The 20,143-nt window shown below is 45.7% G+C and carries 16 protein-coding genes; 5 read left to right on the top strand and 11 right to left on the bottom strand.

Annotated elements, in window-relative coordinates; translation table 11 throughout:
* Positions 1 to 34 precede the first annotated feature (34 nt).
* From ARA78_RS08975 to ARA78_RS08965, 3 genes are all read left to right on the top strand, one after another.
* Positions 35 to 898, top strand: coding sequence for a sulfate ABC transporter permease (locus tag ARA78_RS08975; RefSeq protein ID WP_055280399.1), 864 nt, complete (start codon positions 35 to 37; stop codon positions 896 to 898).
* Between the two features lies 1 nt (position 899).
* Complete coding sequence (locus tag ARA78_RS14285; protein ID WP_055280398.1) at positions 900 to 1,412, top strand: ATP-binding cassette domain-containing protein; 513 nt, start codon at positions 900 to 902, stop codon at positions 1,410 to 1,412.
* Positions 1,413 to 1,548: 136 nt separating this feature from the next.
* Positions 1,549 to 2,628 (top strand): LacI family DNA-binding transcriptional regulator, encoded by a 1,080-nt coding sequence (locus ARA78_RS08965; RefSeq protein WP_055280397.1) that lies wholly within the window; start codon positions 1,549 to 1,551, stop codon positions 2,626 to 2,628.
* Positions 2,629 to 2,721: 93 nt separating this feature from the next.
* On the opposite strand, the gene ARA78_RS08960 is transcribed toward ARA78_RS08965, so the two are convergent.
* Positions 2,722 to 3,354: a hypothetical protein gene (locus ARA78_RS08960; protein WP_015534475.1), complete on the bottom strand. Its 633-nt coding sequence runs from the start codon at positions 3,352 to 3,354 to the stop codon at positions 2,722 to 2,724.
* Positions 3,355 to 3,624: 270 nt separating this feature from the next.
* Here ARA78_RS08960 and ARA78_RS08955 point away from each other — a divergent pair, with 270 nt between their 5' ends.
* Positions 3,625 to 6,108, top strand: a complete 2,484-nt coding sequence (locus tag ARA78_RS08955) for a GH36-type glycosyl hydrolase domain-containing protein (RefSeq protein WP_055145855.1) — start codon at positions 3,625 to 3,627, stop codon at positions 6,106 to 6,108.
* Positions 6,109 to 6,306: 198 nt separating this feature from the next.
* On the opposite strand, the gene ARA78_RS08950 is transcribed toward ARA78_RS08955, so the two are convergent.
* Positions 6,307 to 7,068: a M23 family metallopeptidase gene (locus tag ARA78_RS08950; RefSeq protein WP_055145858.1), complete on the bottom strand. Its 762-nt coding sequence runs from the start codon at positions 7,066 to 7,068 to the stop codon at positions 6,307 to 6,309.
* Between the two features lie 83 nt (positions 7,069 to 7,151).
* On the bottom strand, positions 7,152 to 8,102 hold the full coding sequence (locus ARA78_RS08945; RefSeq protein ID WP_242849697.1) for a SpoIID/LytB domain-containing protein: 951 nt from the start codon (positions 8,100 to 8,102) through the stop codon (positions 7,152 to 7,154).
* A 261-nt stretch (positions 8,103 to 8,363) separates the two neighbouring features.
* Here ARA78_RS08945 and ARA78_RS08940 point away from each other — a divergent pair, with 261 nt between their 5' ends.
* The gene (locus ARA78_RS08940; RefSeq protein ID WP_015534471.1) at positions 8,364 to 8,579 is read left to right on the top strand and encodes a cold-shock protein; all 216 of its coding nucleotides are present in this window, start codon (positions 8,364 to 8,366) and stop codon (positions 8,577 to 8,579) included.
* 107 nt (positions 8,580 to 8,686) lie between these two features.
* Here ARA78_RS08940 and ARA78_RS08935 read toward each other — a convergent pair whose 3' ends face one another.
* The 8 genes from ARA78_RS08935 to ARA78_RS08900 form a co-directional block, all read right to left on the bottom strand.
* On the bottom strand, positions 8,687 to 9,763 hold the full coding sequence (locus ARA78_RS08935; protein ID WP_055280395.1) for a glycoside hydrolase family 5 protein: 1,077 nt from the start codon (positions 9,761 to 9,763) through the stop codon (positions 8,687 to 8,689).
* A gap of 152 nt (positions 9,764 to 9,915) precedes the next feature.
* Complete coding sequence (locus ARA78_RS08930; RefSeq protein ID WP_015534469.1) at positions 9,916 to 12,363, bottom strand: glycogen/starch/alpha-glucan phosphorylase; 2,448 nt, start codon at positions 12,361 to 12,363, stop codon at positions 9,916 to 9,918.
* A 295-nt stretch (positions 12,364 to 12,658) separates the two neighbouring features.
* Positions 12,659 to 13,468: a J domain-containing protein gene (locus ARA78_RS08925; RefSeq protein WP_055145867.1), complete on the bottom strand. Its 810-nt coding sequence runs from the start codon at positions 13,466 to 13,468 to the stop codon at positions 12,659 to 12,661.
* A 3-nt stretch (positions 13,469 to 13,471) separates the two neighbouring features.
* The gene (locus ARA78_RS08920; protein ID WP_055280394.1) at positions 13,472 to 14,371 is read right to left on the bottom strand and encodes a DUF5685 family protein; all 900 of its coding nucleotides are present in this window, start codon (positions 14,369 to 14,371) and stop codon (positions 13,472 to 13,474) included.
* A 54-nt stretch (positions 14,372 to 14,425) separates the two neighbouring features.
* Positions 14,426 to 14,821 (bottom strand): hypothetical protein, encoded by a 396-nt coding sequence (locus ARA78_RS08915; protein ID WP_015534466.1) that lies wholly within the window; start codon positions 14,819 to 14,821, stop codon positions 14,426 to 14,428.
* Between the two features lie 25 nt (positions 14,822 to 14,846).
* Positions 14,847 to 16,607, bottom strand: a complete 1,761-nt coding sequence (gene dnaK / locus ARA78_RS08910) for a molecular chaperone DnaK (protein ID WP_055280393.1) — start codon at positions 16,605 to 16,607, stop codon at positions 14,847 to 14,849.
* A gap of 203 nt (positions 16,608 to 16,810) precedes the next feature.
* The gene (locus tag ARA78_RS08905; RefSeq protein ID WP_055280392.1) at positions 16,811 to 18,529 is read right to left on the bottom strand and encodes an alanine/glycine:cation symporter family protein; all 1,719 of its coding nucleotides are present in this window, start codon (positions 18,527 to 18,529) and stop codon (positions 16,811 to 16,813) included.
* A gap of 196 nt (positions 18,530 to 18,725) precedes the next feature.
* On the bottom strand, positions 18,726 to 19,931 hold the full coding sequence (locus tag ARA78_RS08900) for a metallophosphoesterase (RefSeq protein WP_022058403.1): 1,206 nt from the start codon (positions 19,929 to 19,931) through the stop codon (positions 18,726 to 18,728).
* Positions 19,932 to 20,143: the final 212 nt, after the last annotated feature.

Here is a 20,143-nt window from a genome sequence, read left to right as displayed (position 1 = left end):
CAGATAATACATACAGGAAAGGAATGACTGAGACATGACACATCGGCACACACACGCAAAAAAGAAAAGTAAAAGCATCATACCGGGATTCGGTTTGTCATTTGGAATAGTAATGGCAATCCTCGGAATTATAGTGGTGATCCCCCTGTGCTCTCTGGTGGTATTCTCAGCCAGACTGTCACTATCCGAATTCTGGCAGACCATCACCAGACCGAGAGTTCTGTCCAGCTACGCAGTGAAGTCAATACTTCTCACCTTGAAGGTCGTAGTCATCACGGTGGTGGTCAACACAATTTTCGGACTTTATGCCGCGTGGCTCATAACCAAATTCACCTTCCGGGGCAAAAAGATCATATCAACGCTCATCGATCTGCCGCTTACCATATCCCCGATCATCGCGGGCCTTATATTCGTACTTACATTTGGCAGGCAGAGCTTCCTGTATCCATACCTTGAAAAGCTCGGGATACAGATCATATTCGCGGTTCCGGGGATCGTCCTGGCTACTATATTTGTAACATTTCCTTTCATATCAAGGGAGATCATACCGGTTCTCACAGCGGCGGGCAACGATGAGGAGGAAGCTGCAGCCCTCATGGGAGCAAATGGATTCCAGATATTCTCACAGATCACACTCCCCCACATACGCTGGGCTCTGCTGTACGGAATTGTACTGTGCTCCGCAAGGGCCATGGGTGAATTTGGAGCTGTGTCAGTTCTCTCGGGACATCTCAGAGGACTCACCAACACCATGCCACTCTATATCGAGCTGCTGTACCAGGCATTTGACTTCACAGGAGCCTTTGCCATGTCGTCCATACTGGTCATCATGGCAATCATCATACTGATACTTAGAAACATACTTGAACACAGAGGAAATAAAGAGGGAGGTATATGATATGAATACACCTGCAGATACACATTCATACGTAGAGCTCAGAAACATCAATAAAACATTTGGAGATTACAGGGCATCCGATGATGTCAGTTTCTCCATTGAGAAAGGAAAGCTCATCGGACTTCTGGGTCCAAGTGGAAGCGGCAAGACCACTATCCTCCGCATACTTGCAGGACTCGAGACCGCGGACTCAGGGGACATATACATAGATGGCAAAAAAGTAAATGACATTCCCGCCAGCAAGAGGGAGATTGGCTTCGTATTCCAGAATTACGCGCTGTTCAGAGGCAGCTCATTGGAGCTCACCATATGCATCAACGGAACCCATATAACAGCCCACAGACAGCTCGGACAGGAACTTATAAGAGAGGGCGAGACCGTGAATGTATTCGTGCACAAGCTGTATCTGGTGGATGACTCTCCTGTCTCAGACAGCCCGGAAGCTGATCTGTCAGACAACGTCCGTATAGAGGTGAATGAAGCGCTGAGCCATATCGAGAGCGTGGTCATATAAATTACATGCTCCTATATTTGTATTGACACGAAGTCAAAGCTGCGCTATCATCCCATTAATCATAGTATTTATATATGTTTTATATGTTATCTACAACATTGCCAGACTACAATAATGTTAGAAAGGAGGATTCGACATGGCGTCCATAAAAGACATCGCCCAGAGCGTCGGAGTGTCCATCTCAACCGTATCAAGGGTTCTCAACAACCCTGAATACAAATGCCAGACGCCTGAACTCAGGGATAAGATCTGGAACGCAGCTATGAAGCTCAACTACACGCCAAACCAGTCTGCCCGCCAGCTCAAGAATGGAAAAGGCACGACTGTGGAGAAAACCTACTATATAAATGTGCTCATGACCAGAATGGACTCTGCCACGTCGGACCCATTCTTTACAGAACTGCTGCATGTCATAGAGAGTGAGATCCACAAGAACGGATGCATCCTGTCCAAGGTATGGTATCGGTCCATCTTCTCCGACGACAGGAGATGCAGGTATGAGAACGTGGATTCTGTAATCCGCAGGATGTGCGAGGAAGCGGATGGCCACAACGACGGACTTATTGTCATCGGAAAATGCAACCGCGCAGCCCTGAAGAAGCTCAGCCAGTGCTATCGCAGCACAGTGTATGTCAACAGGGATTCTGCAAACGGCGAGGTGGATGAGGTCATCTGCAACGGTAGCCAGATTGCCAGAACAGCGGTTGAATACCTCATATCTCTTGGACATGAGAATATCGGATATGTGGGAAACTGCAATAACGAGGCCCGCTACAAAGGATATCTTGAAACTCTTCACGATCATGGACTTGATATCGACACGGACTACGTCATCAACACAAAACTCAGCGAGGTTGAAGGATTTGAGGCCATGGAACACTTCATGAAGTCCGACAAGAGCCCAACCGGAATATACTGTGCCAATGACATAACGGCCATAGGGATGCTGAAATATCTTGCCAAATGCAAGAACAGGTATTACACTCCTTCCATCATATCCAGCGACGGTATCGAGGAAGCCCAGTACACAACTCCGATGCTGACCACAGTGGAGATCTCCAAGACGGACATGGGGCATTTCGCCCTGCAGCTTCTAATGGACAGACTCAAGGGCGGTCACAATGGAGTCGCAAGAATTGAGCTCCAGTGCAAGCTCATCAAGAGAGATAGCTGCACACTGGCAGAAGACAGCAAATGGTGCGAATATTACATTTAATATCCGCACCATTTGTCGTCTGTTCATGTATCCATGTCCATATATTCAGTTTCTGTATTCAATATCTGTATCCAGCAGTTGTCCTTCTCGTGACTACTCTGTCGTATCATCTGTAGTCGTATCTCCCGTAGTCATAACTGTTCCGCCGAGATACCACTCTCCATCCTTCTCATAACAAATGATATCCATGTCCAGATCATACGGTGAAGTCTGACCCTGGAATGTCATCATTATCTTTCCGGTAACCGGAATGACATAACCCTTTGATATACCTGCTTCCTTCTGGGTCTTTCCATATACAGTGCTGCTGACTGCCGCCAGATCGCTGGACTCTGCCACATGCCCATCACCCATGGTATAGCTGACTGTATATTCTATATTATTTTCCTTATAAGTCTGGAACACAGTGACCAGATCCTTTGACGAATCGCTGTCTATGGTATCAGGATCCATAACACTCTCCACCTTGTCAAGATCCGCTTCCTCAAGGCCCTCCATGTAGGTCTTTATCAGATCCTCGCTCTCTGATTTTCCGGTCATATTTTTTCTGACAACTATGTATATCACCACTACTATCACTGCTAACACGATCGCACCAAGTGCTATAAACAGCTTCTTTTTGCCTTCTTTTCTGCTCTCCTCCATAAGCTGTATATCACGCTCGTCCAGCTCCATATCATCCATTCCGCTTCCGCCTACATAATTCTTAGTTTCATTTTTTCCCATAGTAAATAACTCCTATACTGTTTTGATATTACACAGTATAACACAGCATAAGCATCAATTAATTACTCAAATACAGGAATTAATACATTTAGTAATTGTGCAATTTTCACTATAACTTTGTTGTGTTTTAAAGTCTTTTATTATATAATCAGAGTGTATGGCTGACTTTAAGGGAGAATTTAGCACAAGTCGATACAAAAGCGGCTTCAGGGGGGCTGGCATAGCCATCTGGAAGCCTTCACAAAACATTGGAAGGAAGGTATATGCTACATGAAATTTGGTTATTTTGATGATGCCAACAAGGAGTATGTCATCACATCTCCTAGAACTCCTTATCCTTGGATCAACTACCTTGGAACACAGGATTTCTTTTCACTGATCTCCAACACTGCAGGAGGTTACAGCTTCTACAAGGACGCTCGTCTTCGTAGAATCACAAGATATCGTTATAACAACGTGCCTATAGATATGGGCGGACGTTATTTCTATATCAACGACAATGGTACAATATGGAATCCGGGATGGTCACCGGTAAAGACAGAGCTTGACGAGTATCAGTGCCGTCATGGTATGGGATATACAATCATCACAGGTAAGAAGAATGACCTTAAGGCTGAGGTTACTTTCTTTGTTCCTCAGAACTACGCTGGAGAGGTTCAGCAGGTCGTTCTTACAAATGAAGGCTCAGAGGAGAAGACATTCTCATTCTTCTCATTTGAGGAGTGGTGTCTCTGGGATGCACAGGATGACTGCACCAACTTCCAGAGAAACTTCAGTACAGGTCGTGTAGAGGTTGTCGGATCAACTATCTACCACAAGACAGAGTACAGAGACAGACGTGACCACTTCGCATTCTACACAGTGAATGACGAGATCGATGGTTACGATACAGACAGAGATTCATTCATCGGACTTTACAACGGCTTCCACAACCCACAGGCTGTTGAGGCTGGCAAGTCAAATGATTCTTTTGCTGATGGATGGTCGCCTATCGCTTCACACTACAAGAAGATCACTCTTGCTCCAGGCGAGACAAAGACTCTTGTATTTATACTTGGATATGTTGAGATGCCTGTTGACCAGAAGTTCGAGGCAGACGGCAAGACTATCAATAAGGTAAAGGCTCTCGAGATGATCGAGAAGTACAACACTCCTGAGAAGGTTGCTGCAGGTCTTGAGGAGCTCAAGGAGCACTGGAACAGACTGTTGAGCATTCTCAACGTTAACACACCTGATGACAAAGTTAACCGTATGGTCAACATCTGGAATCAGTATCAGTGTATGGTTACATTCAACCTTTCACGTTCAGCTTCATACTTCGAGTCAGGTATCGGCCGTGGTATGGGATTCCGTGATTCCAACCAGGATGTGCTTGGATTTGTTCATCAGATCCCTGATCGTGCAAGAGAGAGAATCATCGATATAGCTTCAACACAGTTCCCAGACGGTGGATGCTACCATCAGTACCAGCCACTTACCAAGAAGGGTAACGCAGATATCGGTGGAGACTTCTCAGATGATCCATTATGGCTGATCCTTTCAGTTTCAGCTTATATCAAGGAGACTGGCGACTGGGGCATCCTTGACGAGATGGTTCCATATGACAACGATATGTCAATTGCAAAGCCTATGCTTGACCACCTCAAGGTTTCATTCTACAAGATCGTAAACAACCTTGGACCACACGGACTTCCACTTGCAATGAGAGCTGACTGGAACGATTGTATCAACCTTTCATGCTTCTCAGATACACCAGGTGAGAGCTTCCAGACATACACCAACCCTAAGTTCGCTGCTGAGGGTGGATACTCAAAGGTTGCTGAGTCAGTTATGGTTGCTACACTCTTCACATATGCAGGTCCTAACTACGTTGCTATCCTTAAGCACCTTGGAATGGACGCTGAGGCTGATGCTGCTCAGGCTGAGATCGACAAGATGAAGGCCAACATCATGGAGTCAGCATGGGACGGCGACTGGTTCCTCAGAGCTTACGATGCAAACGGTGAGAAGATGGGATCCAAGGAGTGCGAGGAAGGTCAGATCTTCATCGAGCCACAGGGATTCGCTATCATGTCAGACATCGGTAAGGATCAGGGCTGCGACAAGAAGACTCTTGCTGCAATCGATGAGAGACTTAATACACAGCACGGACTTGTACTCAACAACCCAGCATTTACAAAGTATTACATCCAGTATGGTGAGATTTCTACATACCCAGGTGGATACAAGGAGAATGCCGGAATCTTCACACATAACAATGCATGGATCATCTGTGCTGCTGCTTACGCAGGTGCCGGTGATCAGGCATTTAAGTACTACTCAGAGATAGCTCCAGCTTTCACTGAGGAGACATCAGATATACACAAGACTGAGCCATATGTATACGGCCAGATGATCGGTGGTAAGGATGCCGGATCTGATATTGGCAAGCCGGGCAACCACTTCGGTCAGGGTAAGAACTCATGGCTGACTGGTACTGCTGCTTGGAACATGGTAGCTATATCACAGTACATCCTTGGTATCTCAGCAGACTTCGATGGTCTGAAGATCGATCCATCAATTCCTGCTGCATGGGATGGAATGACAGCTACACGTCAGTTCCGTGGTGCTACATACGACATCAAGGTTTCTAACCCAGATCACATCAACAAGGGCGTTAAGAGCGTACTCGTTGATGGCAACGCTATCGAGGGCAACGTTATCCCAGCATTTGGCGATGGCAAGACTCACTCAGTAGAGGTTGTAATGGGCTAATATAGACCGTGGATTATAAAGCACATTTAAGAAAATATACGTAAGTATATAGTGCAAAAGCCCCACAATATCTATTTTAGATATTGTGGGGCTCTTTTGTTTATATGGCCTATCTTCTTCATCCCGCCACGGGATTGTCGCCAAACGCTGTGTTGTCCTCGTAAAAGATACAAATTAGCAACCTGTCCAACCCTACCTCTACTGTATAAGCAGCATCGGATCCACAGGATTGCCGTCCTTCTCGACTGCAAAATAGAGATTGCTTCCTTCCTCGCTGTAGAATCTGCTTGGCTCGCCAACGGTTCCCACTACCTGGCCGGCATCCAGATGCTCGCCAAGTGCAACCTTCACATCCTGAAGCTGTCCAAGTGTCACGGTGTAGCCGTCTCCAAGCTCAAGCTTGACGTAATTGCCCAGCTCTGGGTTGCTTGAGACCTCCGCTACCTTACTCTCATATACAGCCTTGACCTCATCGCCCGTCTGCGCCTCAATTACCATTGCAGGGCTGCACTTGTATTCCTTGAGTGTCTCAAAATACACTGTCGTATCCATGCTGTAAGGAATTATCACATTGCCATTTATAGGCCATGATATGCTATCCTTTGGATCGTAATGCAGGCTGTCATTTGAAACTCCTGAAGCTCCAGTCTCAGCACTCTCACTCTCCGCTGTGGATGCAGTGGAATTCTCTATGGTATTATCCGTCTCAATATCTTTCTGCTCTGATGTACCTTCATCCGACACTCCGCTGTTCTTATCATTTTTCTTATCGTTCAAAGCTTCCTTCGCATCGGCTTCCGTCGTACTGTCATTCGGCGTATTCTGTCCTATTGTTATGGTCTTCTCCTTTGAATTGGTCTGTGCGTTATAAAGTCCGAGCACTGTCACAAGCACTGCCATGCCTGTGATGAGCGAGATATAAAATATATTCTTCTTTATGCCGCCCAAAAATTTCTTCATATTCATCACCTCATCTGTATCATGTCCACTTATTGGCACTTATATACAGATGATTTGAATGTGTAAATATTTTTTATCAACCTTTATTTTGCAATCTCTATTCCAGTATAATAATACCTGAGGATCTGATCATACTTCTCTCCATTTTCCGCCAATACAGACGCCCCATACAGTGACATTCCCAGAGAATCTCCAACGCCCACCGTTATAATCCTGTATCCATCCTTAACCTTATCTATGTGTATATTCGTCGAGGCAAGTCCCAGTTGTTCTTTGAAAACATCAGCCTCCAGCTCGCTCCCAAATACATTTATGGTCTGTGCAAATCCAGATTCTGTGGCTGTCATAACCTTGACCTCATCCGTCATATTGTCAGCGTCTATCCATTTTCTGAATATCTTCTGAAGCCTGTCCCCGCTGTATATCTCAGTGGTCGAAAAGTCCTCCGCCATCTGATCCACATCACTTGCCACCTGCCTGAGATACGGTATGTCATGCCCATATATTTCCTGTGCACTCACAGTATGCCCTGTACTTATCATATGATACGCCGGAAGTATTACCTCTCCACCGTATTTCATAACCTGTCCACCGGTCGCATACACCGCCTTCTCCGCCCTTCTCATTATCCCGGAGCACTCGCCTCCCCATTTCTTCTTGAGCTGCGATTCCGTATATCTTATCTCCCGGAGCTGGGACTCATTTATAAGATTCTTTGTCTGCCCCTGTGTGGCGGAATTCCTGTCATTTTCATCCATCTGGTAATAGATTCCGGTCCTAACCACAACTGCGACCGCCTTGAGCATTTCATCGCTCCATTTGTCACTCATCATTCCCGCCAGCGTCGATGCTGTATACTCTTCCACATCCACGAGGGAATACTCCCCATTATCATAAATACACACATTGCGTCCGCTTTTTGCCAATCCGTCAGTGTTATCTCCCCCAACCGCCTTGTCGTATATTCCTGATATTATGTAAGCAAGTGCCATAGCACACGCAATCCCTATAATGATCGTCTTTGCATTCCTCATTTCACCCTCCCGCATTTTTATACCTCTTATATATATATCGTTTTTACACTGCTCATATACCCTTTTTACTGAGAAATCTTAACGCAAATTTTAGTCGTATCGTTTATTGACAAATGCAACATGACATAATATGATAATAGCGTATTCAAGATTAACGGTTCGATTGCTATATAAGGTAAGCTTTTCTTTGGAGTATTCTCTATAAGGTATATTGTAGTGTTTTCATTGAGTACAAATTTTCATTTTTAGGAGGTACTCGTGATGAAGAACGGTACAGTTAAGTGGTTCAACGGAGAAAAGGGTTATGGATTCATCTCAGATGATGAGACAGGAAAGGACGTATTTGTTCATTTTTCAGCAATCAACTCTGATGGATATAAGACTCTTAACGAGGGACAGAAGGTTACATTTGACGTAGAGGCTGATCCTAAGGACGCTTCTAAGGAGAGAGCAACTAACGTAACAGTTGTAGCTTAATTCACATATAACCATTAACACAAGAACAGGCGCTATACAGATCTTTGATCTATATAGCGCCTGTTTTTTATTGCTTGTTAATATCACGGTTTCCTCACGGCTTCCCGTTACGCCCTGCTTCCGAGAGCCTTCTTGCGGGCTCTGTATTTCGCTCTTATGTATCTGCCAGCTGCAGACAGCTCTGTAGTCTTCCACCTGCTTGTTTTCTTCGTCTTAGACGAAAGCAATGAACACGACTCATTCTTGTTGCTGAGACTCCAGCAGAAATAGCTGACATTCGCCTTGTTGAGTCTGGTCAGCCATTTGCCGGTGTAGGCTTTGCTTATGCCTCCATCGCCGCTTGCCGCGGACATTCCGAACTCTGTGACTATGACCGCTATCCCCTTCTTCCTTGCGTATGCAAGCTTCGCAGGAAGATACTGGTTGTGGCTCCACTCATTTGCATAGAAATGGAGTGAGTACATTATATTCTTGTAGCCCTTGATAGGGTTATCCGCAACCTCATTGTGTGTGCCATCCGAACCGAGCTGGGACCATGTCGGCGTTCCCACTACGACGATCGCCTTCTTGTCATACTTTCTTATGACCTTTATGACCTGGGACGCATATCGCTTGACGGTCTTCCAGTCGCAGCCATTTGGCTCATTGCATATCTCATAAATGATATTTTTCTGTTTCTTATACTTCTTCGCCATAGTTGCAAAGAATCTTCTTGCCTCTGCAACCTGTGTCATAGGATTCCCGTCGTTGAGTATGTGCCAGTCGATGATCACATACATGCCGAGGTCGGTCGCATATTTCACGCCCTTGTATATCTGATTTCGAAGTGCCGCTTTGCTGCCGCCCGCGCAATAGCCGTTGTATTCAGATGTATACATGGCAAGTCTTACCGCATTAACTCCCCAGTCGTCTCTCAGAGTCTTGAATGCCGCCTTGTTCACATAAGGATATCCCACATCCCAGTTGATACCGTGTGTGCTGATTCCCCTGAGCTGGAATTTCTTGCCTTTGGCATCCACCAGATCTGCCCCCTTCACAGACAGTCTTCCATGTGTCGCCACCGGCGTCTTTACCTTCGTAGCTGCAAATGCATCACAGTTCGGCTGTACGGCAACCGCTGTAAATATCATTGCAAATGCGAGCAGCAGAGCCGTGAGTCTGTGTCTCAATTTTCTACCTTTCATATGTTTATAACCCCCTTTTCATCACAACGTAACATATATATATCATAACATAGGCGCGGATGTATTAACAGATGCAAAATAAAAACGGACACCATACGATCCTTACCATATGATGTCCGTCCTTTATTTTGTTATTTCATTCTATCTGATAATTACTTATCAAGGGAAACCTTAACCTTCTTAAGCTTCCAGATCTCCTTTGCATACTCCTCGATAGTTCTGTCTGATGAGAACTTTCCAGCACATGCTGTGTTGAGCATAGCCATCTTTGCCCAGCCCTTCTCATCCTGGTATGCCTTATCAACCTTCTGCTGAGCCTCTGCATATGAATCGAAGTCCTTAAGGATGAAGTATACATCTTCCTTTGTAAGAGAATCATAGAGATCTCTGAATCTGTCCGGATCATCCGGTGCATAAGTACCATCGATAAGCTGTGTGAGAACTCTTCTTACAGCCTGGTTGTTATTGTAGATATCCATTGGGTTGTAGCCGCCCTCGCGCTCATACTTCATAACCTCTTCTGCTGAAAGTCCGAAGATAAATGCGTTCTCGATGCCAACTTCCTCAACGATCTCTACATTTGCTCCGTCCATGGTTCCAAGTGTAGGTGCACCGTTCAGCATGAACTTCATGTTACCTGTACCTGAAGCCTCTCTTGAAGCTGTTGAGATCTGCTCTGATACATCTGCTGCTGCGAAGATGATCTCGGCATTGGATACTCTGTAGTTCTCTATAAATACAACCTTGATCTTGCCTTCGATTGAAGCATCGTTGTTGACAACATCTGCAACTGAGTTGATGAGCTTGATGATAAGCTTAGCTCTCTTATATCCTGCTGATGCCTTTGCTCCAAAGATGAATGTTCTTGGGTACATATCGAATTCTGGCTCTGTCTTCAGTCTGTTATACAGATGCATAACATGAAGGATGTTCAGAAGCTGTCTCTTGTACTCATGAAGCCTCTTAACCTGTACATCGAAGATTGAACGAGGATCTACATCCACATTGTTGTGCTCCTTGATGTACTTTGCAAGACGGATCTTGTTCTGGTACTTGATGTTCATAAACTCATGCTGGCACTTCTCATCGTTCACATATACCTTAAGCTTCTTAAGGTGTGAAAGATTGGTTATCCACTCGTCACCGATCTTGTCTGTGATCCAGTTTGCAAGAAGTGGGTTAGCATGAAGCAGAAAACGTCTCTGAGTGATACCATTTGTCTTGTTGTTGAACTGCTCTGGTCTCATCTCATAGAAGTCCTTAAGCTCTCTCTCCTCAAGGATCTTGGTATGAAGAGCTGCAACACCGTTTACCGAGTAAGAACCTGCAATTGCAAGATGAGCCATCTTAACCTGGCCATCGTACAGAACTGCCATATTCTTAACCTTATCCTGGTTGCCTGGATACATCTCCTGAATCTTGAGAACGAATCTTCTGTTGATCTCCTCAACGATCTGGTAGATACGTGGAAGCAGTCTTGAGAACAGCTCGATAGGCCACTTCTCAAGTGCCTCTGCCATGATCGTATGGTTGGTGTATGCACATGTTCTTGTTGTAATATCCCATGCGTCATCCCACTCAAGGCCTTCCTCATCCATGAGGATTCTCATGAGCTCGGCAACTGCTACTGTTGGATGTGTATCATTCATCTGGAATGTCACCTTCTCTGGCAGCTTGTGGATGTCCTTGTTGAGCTCCTTGAACTTGAGGATTGCTCTCTGAACTGAAGCTGAGATGAAGAAATACTGCTGTCTCAGTCTGAGCTCCTTACCTGCGTAGTGATTGTCATTTGGATAGAGAACCTCAACGATAGTCTTTGCAAGGTTCTGCTGCTCTACTGCCTTCTCATACTCACCCTTATCAAATGAGTCAAGGCAGAACTCCTGGATTGCCTCAGCATCCCAGATTCTAAGTGTATTTACAACGTTGTTGCCATAACCGATGACTGGAAGGTCATAAGGTACGGCACGAACTGACTGATATCCATCCTGTATAAAGTAGTTTCTGCCATTCTTGTTCTCAACTCTGACATATCCACCGAACTTAACTTCAACAGCGTACTCTGAACGCTTAACCTCGAATGGGTTGCCATCCTTGAGCCAGTCATCCGGCATCTCAACCTGATATCCATCCTTGATACCCTGCTTGAACATACCATACTTGTATCTGATACCACAACCGTATGCAGGATAACCAAGTGTTGCCAATGAATCAAGGAAACAAGCTGCAAGACGTCCGAGACCGCCATTACCCAGAGCGGCATCAGGCTCCTGATCCTCTATAAAGTTCAGGTCAAATCCTAACTCGTCAAGTGCTTCCTTAACTGCATCATAGTAAGTCAAGTTGATAAGATTGTTACCGAGTGCTCTACCCATAAGGAACTCCATAGACAGATAATAAACTGTCTTGACGTTCTTCTTCTCATACTCCTTGTGTGTAGCAATCCATCTGTCAATGATGTCGTCCTTTACTGCGTAGCTGACTGCCTGGAATACCTGCTGTGGAGTAGCCTCCTCGATAGGCTTGCGGAAAAGGGTCTTTACGTTAGTAATGACTTCCTTCTTGAAGCCTTCCTTATCGAAATCTGCTAACATCTTCATCTGATTCATTCCCTCCTTGGATAAATAGATATAATTTTTTCCATTTTCACTGTTTCATTCTATCATCAACCTTTTTTTTTAACAATACATGAGAAAAAATTTGTTAAATAACACTATAAAATTAGACTATAGTCAAATAGAATTTGCAGTTTTTTTACATAAAAGGCGATAAATGTCTGATAATATCGAGATTAATTGGGGGTTCTTGCGTTTTCAATGATTACCAGAATATTGTAAATGCACCACGTATACGATATAAAACCCCTGAGAGAGGCAACTCCCAGGGGTTTTATATCTAACTTCGTCCGTATCCACTCGGCATGCAGCACACGCAAGGCATACCGCCCATGCAGCACGACATGAGAGCACATATAGTACAAATATTGTTACAAAACTTTCCGCCGGTCGGCATATCCATTCCATACCCGGCACCTCTGTCCATGTACCACTGACGGCCGCTCTTGATGGACTCATACGCCTGGCGGTATTCCTGATTGCCCGGCTCAAGCTCCATTGCACGCTTCAGCATCTCCATGGCTCTTATCTGATTGCCAAGTCCGGCGTTGCACACGCCACTGTAATAGTGCCACTTGGCATCGTGATTCTCTATCTGATTGAGGACGTTCTTCGCCTCCTCATAGCTTCCGCTGTTCATATAGTTCTTCGCGGCCTGAAAATATCTGGAATCTTTATCATTCGGATCGTAGTCATTCTGTCTCTGATAGCCACCGAAACCAAATGGGCCAAATCCTCCGAAACCGCCAAATGGATCATCATACTGTCCGTAGCCTCCTGACGAACCGCCGTAAGAACTTCCACCATACGGACCATATGAACCGCCAGATCCATAACCGCCGCCGTAGCCCTGCGAGCTTCCAGTTCCATACCCACCAGCACCACCGTAACTTGCACGGTCAGCCTCACCGCTCACTATGGACTTGTAAGCCTGCTGTATCTCCTTGAACTTTTCCTCAGCCTCATCCTTGTGAGGATTGTTGATATTCGCATCCGGATGATACTTCCGGCTCAGCCTTCTATATGCTTTTTTTACTTCTTCTTCGCTGGCACCTCTTTTGAGTCCCAGCACCTCGTAAGGATCTTTCATAATTTATTCCTCATCGCCGCATCTTCTATTTGTAGTCGAATAATATGCTTCCCATATTCCTGAGTATATTATGTTCCTGAGTATACCTACATTTTCAATAATGGGAAGCATCTCATACTCTTTAGCAAGTGGTGCCACCATCATCATCAGAACATCCTTCGTCCACTCTGCAAGCTCCTGCCATTTGTCCTGTTCTATGGTTTTATCCACACCCACTGATTGTACCTCAACACCCAGCTCATGCGCAAGCCTGCACACGAATGGATTGTAATTTCCGGCACCTATATCCTTCTCTATATCGTCATACGCGTCCATTATGTAGACAAATTTGCCCAGATAATAGCCTATGGTGCGGAGATATGATTCCCACTCATCATGTTTCGGGGCACATATCTCTGCCATTATATTGCCAAAATGCCCCGACAATGCATCCATGTCATCAGATCCTGCCTCCTCCAGCTCGCTTATCGCCTTTAGGTTCTCCGCAATAACCTGGATCTTCTGTTGATAATCTTCCTTGAGCCTCCTGCCATTTTGTCCTGAGAGCAGCACATCCGCATACAGCTTTCGGGTAAGCATATGCTCATCATCCCAGTCATCTATACATTTATAATAGGTAAGGATCACGTTCATATCAGCAACATAATCTGTGTACTCGTTCTGTACATAAGTATGCTTCGATGTCGGGTGTGCGATACATCTTCTGCTGCCCGAGTGCTTCTCCGGTTCGTACAGTCCCGTCAGAAGAAGGACCAGAAATGTCATATCATAGCTGAGACTTATCTGTCCTCTGGCACCATATCTGTCCTTCAGCGATTTGCACAGGCCGCAATAATACTTACGGTATTCATCATATTCTTTCATCTTAAGCTCAGGCTGGTTCACCACTATATATCCAAACATCTCTCAATCTCCACACTGTATTTCAACTCAAAATATCTAAAGTCCGCATCATCACTAAGACTTCTTCACAAATCTGTTGCCGCACTTAGGGCATCTGATCTCTATCTTGCCCTTTCCTCTTGGCACTCTGATCATCTGCTGGCATTTGCTGCAGACAAATATCTTGTATTCCTTGCCGGCTTCCTTCTGTTTCTTCGCGCGCTTGAATATATTCCTCACGCCCGCGGTATGCTCCATGAACCATCTGTTCTGCGCCGCGCGCTTGTCATAGTTCTTGGACATGATCCTGACATATCCATATATGAACATGAGAAGTCCAAGGAAATAAAATATCCCTGTCTTGATAAATGCATCCAGCACCATAAAAATCAATCCGCCCCAGGTAAGGAATGATGACAACTGATCGTTGCCGTACCTGGATCTCATAAATCTTATAAATTTGTCTTTCATAATTCACCATTCTCCTCGCAAATTCTTACATTGTCTCCAGCTTCTCTGCGGATTCCTGAAGCTGCCTGTAGGCTTCCTTCATCCTGCCCATCTCCACATCATCTACATGATTCATGTCAGTTCGTGTCACAAGCTTCTTCAGATACTCGCAGTCGCTCTTGATCCGTTTCATCTCCTTCTTGTCAAGCTGTGCGCCCCTGGTCTCAAGAAGATTCTCTACCTTATATACATACGACTCGGCCTCGTTCATAATGTCTTTGAACTCCCTGGCTCCAGCCACGTCATCCTCGTACTTCTTCGCATCCTCCCTTGCTCTGCGGATCTCCTCCTCCGAAAGGTTGGTGCTGGATGTGATCACTATCTGCTGTTCCACGCCCCTGCCAAGATCCTTAGCTGAAACCTTGAGAATACCATTTGCATCCATGTCAAATGTGACCTCGATCTGAGGAACGCCCGCCATGGCTCTCTTGATACCGCTGAGCCTGAAGTTGCCTAGCAGCTTGTTGTCCCTTGTGAAATGTCTCTCGCCCTGGTACACCTTGATCTCGACATCCCTCTGGAAATTGCCCGCCGTGGTAAATATCTTTGATGCCCTGGTCGGAATGGCAGAATTTCTCGGAATGATGACATTTGCCACGCCTCCAAGGGTCTCAATGGACAGCGAAAGAGGTGTCACATCCATGAGGAGAATGTCATTCACCTTGTTCGACACGGTGAGCTCGCCGCTGAGCTTGCTTCCCTGGACCGCCGCACCCATGGCAACGCACTCGTCCGGGTTCATATTCTTGGATGGCTCCCTGCCGGTTATGGCACGAACCTTATCCACAACCGCCGGTATACGGGTGGAGCCACCCACCAGCAGCACTTTGTCTATCTGATTTCTCGTTATGCCCGCATCGGATAATGCCTGGTTTACAGGTCCCGCCGTTCTCTCCACCAGGTCATAGGTGAGCTCGTTGAACTGCTCCCTGGTTATCGTCATATCCAGATGCACCGGCTGATTCTTCACTGTCGATATAAATGGCAGATTGATGTGTGCAGTCTGCGCAAATGAGAGCTCCTTCTTGGCATTCTCACAGGCTTCCCTCACTCGCTGGGATGCCGTGATATCCTTCGCCAGATTGACCTTTGTCTCCTTTTTAAAGGTCTTGATGACGTAGTCCAGCAGCCTCTCATCAAAATCATCTCCGCCTAGATGATTGTCTCCCGCGGTGGCAAGAACCTCTATGACGCTGTCCCCTATCTCTATAACAGACACGTCAAATGTTCCTCCGCCCAGATCGTATACAAGTATCTTCTGCGCCTGTCCATTGTCAAGACCATAGGCGAGAGCCGCCGATGTAGGCTCATTTATGATTCGAAGCACATTCAGTCCCGCTATTCTTCCGGCGTCCTTTGTGGCCTGTCTCTGGCTGTCGTCAAAGTAAGCCGGAACTGTTATGACTGCATCAGATACCGGTCCGCCCAGATAACTCTCAGCATCGCTCTTCAGCTTTGCAAGTATGATGGCGGATATCTCCTGCGGCGAATAGTCCTTGCCGTCTATCCTCTTTCTGTATGTTGTTCCCATCGCTCTCTTGATGGATGTGATAGTTCTGTCCACATTCACAGTCATCTGTCTCCTGGCAGACTCACCCACCAGTCTCTCTCCATTCTTTGTGATGGCTACTATGGAAGGTGTGGTCCTGCCGCCCTCCGAATTCGGTATGACAGTTGGCTGATCGCCCTCAAGCACTGCCACACAGCTGTTTGTTGTTCCCAGGTCTATTCCTACTACTCTGCTCATATATGTCAACCTCTCTGTAATGGTATTCTAATCTACTCATGGGTACGGAGGGGTCAGGTACCTCCGTCCCCATATATTGTATATAATAACCATCACTTATGAACATAATTTGGACAAAAAATAAAGTAAGTATAAAGTTAGGTTAAGAGAGTATAAAAAAAGGGACGGAGGTACCTGACCCCTCTGTCCCCGGATTTAATATTCTACTTTGATACTTTCTCTGCCTTGATAACCGCCTGGAATTCCTTTATATCCTTTGCGATCTCTCCGCTTAATGCCAGCAGACAGATAAGGTTCGGAATCGCCATGAGCGCATTCGCTATATCTGAGAAGTTCCATACAAGATCCAGTGATATCGTCGCGCCTACGTATACAACGAGCGAGAACACTATCCTGTATATCATATTGTACTTGTGTGACTTGAACAGATACTCAAATGCCTTCTCTCCGTGATACTCCCATCCAAGGATCGTGGAGAATGCGAAGAGCACAATTCCTATAGTTACGAGCCAGCCTCCCACCTTGCCAAGTGCAGAGCCAAATGACAGTATCGTGAGAGCTGCACCTTTTATAACAGTTGAGCAGGCAAATGTTCCATCTTCAGCAAATGTATAATGGTTTCCGGCTGCATCAGTCCATGTACCGGTAAGACTTCCTATGGCTGCCTGACTCTCCTCCACCGCAAGCTCACTTGCAAGCTTTGTATTCTCATCCTTGTTGAGTTCGTCGGATGGAAGAACAGAAAGAGTCAGTGTATTTGACGAATTGGATGTATCTGTCAGAATGAGCTGGTCATCTGTGAATTCATATGTATAATCCGTCGTGGTAATCTTGTTGTCAGAATCAACAGCCTCCACAGTAACCGCCGTTCCGCTCACCTGATAGCTGCCCTTTGTACTGTTCTCAGTAATACCAAGCACACCCGATGATGCAATACAGAGACCTGTGATGGTGCAGACTACTATAGTATCCCAGAATGTACCTGTCATATTGATGTAACCCTGACGGACAGGATTGTCTGTTGTGGCAGCCGCCGCCGTGATGGCCGCAGAGCCCATTCCAGCTTCATTTGAGAATACTCCTCTGGCAACACCGAATCTCATGGCGTTCATCATAGCTACTGTGATCGTACCACACAGACCGCCACCGACTGCCTTGACTGAGAATGCCATCTTGAATATCATGGCAACTCCTGCCGGAAGATTCTGGATATTGACGATTATTAAAATAAGTCCGGCTACAACATAGAATATCGCCATCAAAGGAACAACAACTGATGACACCTTAGATATGGTCTTGATTCCTCCAACTATTATAAGAAGGGCAAAAACCGTAAGTATGATTCCTGTAACATATGTAGGCACGCTGAATGTACTGCTAAGAGATTCAGATATGGAATTGGCCTGTGTCATATTTCCTATTCCAAATGAAGCGATGACTGCAAAGAGTGCGAACAGCCAGCCCAGCACTGCACCAAACTTCTTATGCTTGAACGCCTTCTTCATAGTGTACATAGGACCGCCGCTCATCTCGCCCTTGGCATTCACCTCACGATACTTGATAGCAAGCATACACTCTGAGAACTTGGATGTCATACCAAATGCTGCAGATATCCACATCCACACCAGTGCTCCCGGACCTCCCGATACCATGGCCGTTGCAACACCAACGATATTTCCCGTTCCTATGGTTGCAGCAAGCGCGGTGGTCAGTGCCGAAAATGGTGACACGTCTCCGGTTCCTCTGCTCTTTGTCCTTGCCTCCTTGCTAAGTGTACTCTTCAGCGCATAGCCGAGGTTCCTCCAGGGAAGAAATCCTGTTCTGATCGTCAGAAATATTCCAGTTCCAACCAGAAGCACCAGCATGACCGGTCCCCAGACAAATCCATCCACCGCCGACACGATCTCATTTAACTTTTCCATACAACCGCCTCCTCTTTCCAGGTTATCCATATTATCCGACCCGGCACTCCCCTCATTTTTTGGTCCGAATCAGTTTATATACCCGTAAATTTACTTTATTTTTGCCACAAAGTCCAGAGCATTGTGGTATTATGGTTATTTTCCTTTATTAATTAAGTTATGTGGGCGGTTGGCAAAATATTATGCGGTGTGGTGGTCATTTAAAATTCACCGTTATCGGGCATATCTCCGCCTTGGTTCCAACTCTCATATCGGGGCCAAATACACCGACTCCGGATGTCACTATGTTGTGCATGCCGTCAACGTTCAGGTAGCCGCAGGAATTTTCCCACATCATCGCCACAAGTATGTTGCCTGGAAACATTTGTCCGTCATGGGTGTGTCCACACAGATCCATATCCACACCTGCCGACGACAGCTCCTCCAGCTCCTTTGGTTCGTGATCGAGAACTATGATGGGCTTTGATTTGTCCATATTTTCCGTAATCTCGTCCGCGGATGCTCTGTCTGTGGCTCCATTTCCCGGTCTGTGGGCATCGCGGCGGCCATAGATATATATGGAATCGTTTATCAGCACTCCCTCGTCGCGAAGAAGTGTGATTCCCGCTTTCTCTATAAACTCGTCCATCTCAGGGCTGCTGGTCTTCTCCTTCTGTCCGCCAAATGTAAATCCGGCAAGCACCTGCTCCTGTATATCGTGGTTGCCATAGCATGCATACACTCCATACTTTGATTTGATCCCCCGGAGTATTTTCTCAAGCTCCTCCGGCTGGTCAACGGCTTCCCATTCGTTGTCAAATATATCACCCGCTATCAGCACCAGATCTGCGTCCTGCTTATTTATAGAATTCACTATTCTTTGAACCTGCCTGACGCCTATGTTGTATCCAAGATGAAGATCTGCAACCAGCACTATCTTCATGGAATCCATCTTCTGACCATTCTCATCCCGTGCTTCCTTATTGATGGTCACATCATAAGGCGTCACCCGCACAAGTCTCGCATTTACCACTCCCCAGAATGATATACACATGATAAGTGTTGCGCACACACAGCCTACTATCCTGCGAACCCGCGGCACACATATCTTATCTTTGCTCACTCTGAATACATGAAGCAGTAGGAATCTTCCAAGCTCGGCTATCACTATGAAGAATATCATATAAAGCAGAACACCCAGCCAGTAATTTCCCACCAGCTTCATGCCACGTTTGAACCTTCCCTGTGGCAGGAAGAATGCGATCACCAGCGCCGACGCCAGAAATGCATATAGCACTATCGGGACTATCCAGCCCTTCTTGCCTTTGAGTTTCGGGAAATATGCCTGTACCCAGCCCTTTATTCTCCAGAACAAATATATATTTAACGCTATGTAAAAAGGTGCAATGAAAATTGCTATCATCTTTTTTCTCCTTTGTTTTTCTGACTGGCCAATATACATATTGACGGCAGTCCTTTGTACGATTTATTCATACAATAATATACTCCCAACACCACACATACACAAACTTAATAAATCGTAATTCCACCGTCATCCCCTAATATCCAAATATATTTAAAGAAAGTACAAAATTTTCCTAAATCACATAAAAATAGCCCGAAAGATACAAAATC

The organism is Coprococcus eutactus (assembly GCF_001404675.1).
Lineage (GTDB): Bacteria > Bacillota > Clostridia > Lachnospirales > Lachnospiraceae > Coprococcus > Coprococcus aceti.
The sequence above is the reverse complement of the archived record's forward strand: the minus strand, read 5'-3'. Positions and strand labels throughout refer to the sequence as shown.

Coding starts and splice junctions, on each gene's coding strand:
- ARA78_RS08975 (WP_055280399.1), top strand. CDS start 35: ATGACACATCGGCACACACACGCAAAAAAGAAAAGTAAAAGCATCATA.
- ARA78_RS14285 (WP_055280398.1), top strand. CDS start 900: ATGAATACACCTGCAGATACACATTCATACGTAGAGCTCAGAAACATC.
- ARA78_RS08965 (WP_055280397.1), top strand. CDS start 1,549: ATGGCGTCCATAAAAGACATCGCCCAGAGCGTCGGAGTGTCCATCTCA.
- ARA78_RS08960 (WP_015534475.1), bottom strand. CDS start 3,354: ATGGGAAAAAATGAAACTAAGAATTATGTAGGCGGAAGCGGAATGGAT.
- ARA78_RS08955 (WP_055145855.1), top strand. CDS start 3,625: ATGAAATTTGGTTATTTTGATGATGCCAACAAGGAGTATGTCATCACA.
- ARA78_RS08950 (WP_055145858.1), bottom strand. CDS start 7,068: ATGAAGAAATTTTTGGGCGGCATAAAGAAGAATATATTTTATATCTCG.
- ARA78_RS08945 (WP_242849697.1), bottom strand. CDS start 8,102: ATGAGGAATGCAAAGACGATCATTATAGGGATTGCGTGTGCTATGGCA.
- ARA78_RS08940 (WP_015534471.1), top strand. CDS start 8,364: ATGAAGAACGGTACAGTTAAGTGGTTCAACGGAGAAAAGGGTTATGGA.
- ARA78_RS08935 (WP_055280395.1), bottom strand. CDS start 9,763: ATGAAAGGTAGAAAATTGAGACACAGACTCACGGCTCTGCTGCTCGCA.
- ARA78_RS08930 (WP_015534469.1), bottom strand. CDS start 12,363: ATGAAGATGTTAGCAGATTTCGATAAGGAAGGCTTCAAGAAGGAAGTC.
- ARA78_RS08925 (WP_055145867.1), bottom strand. CDS start 13,468: ATGAAAGATCCTTACGAGGTGCTGGGACTCAAAAGAGGTGCCAGCGAA.
- ARA78_RS08920 (WP_055280394.1), bottom strand. CDS start 14,371: ATGTTTGGATATATAGTGGTGAACCAGCCTGAGCTTAAGATGAAAGAA.
- ARA78_RS08915 (WP_015534466.1), bottom strand. CDS start 14,821: ATGAAAGACAAATTTATAAGATTTATGAGATCCAGGTACGGCAACGAT.
- dnaK (WP_055280393.1), bottom strand. CDS start 16,607: ATGAGCAGAGTAGTAGGAATAGACCTGGGAACAACAAACAGCTGTGTG.
- ARA78_RS08905 (WP_055280392.1), bottom strand. CDS start 18,529: ATGGAAAAGTTAAATGAGATCGTGTCGGCGGTGGATGGATTTGTCTGG.
- ARA78_RS08900 (WP_022058403.1), bottom strand. CDS start 19,931: ATGATAGCAATTTTCATTGCACCTTTTTACATAGCGTTAAATATATAT.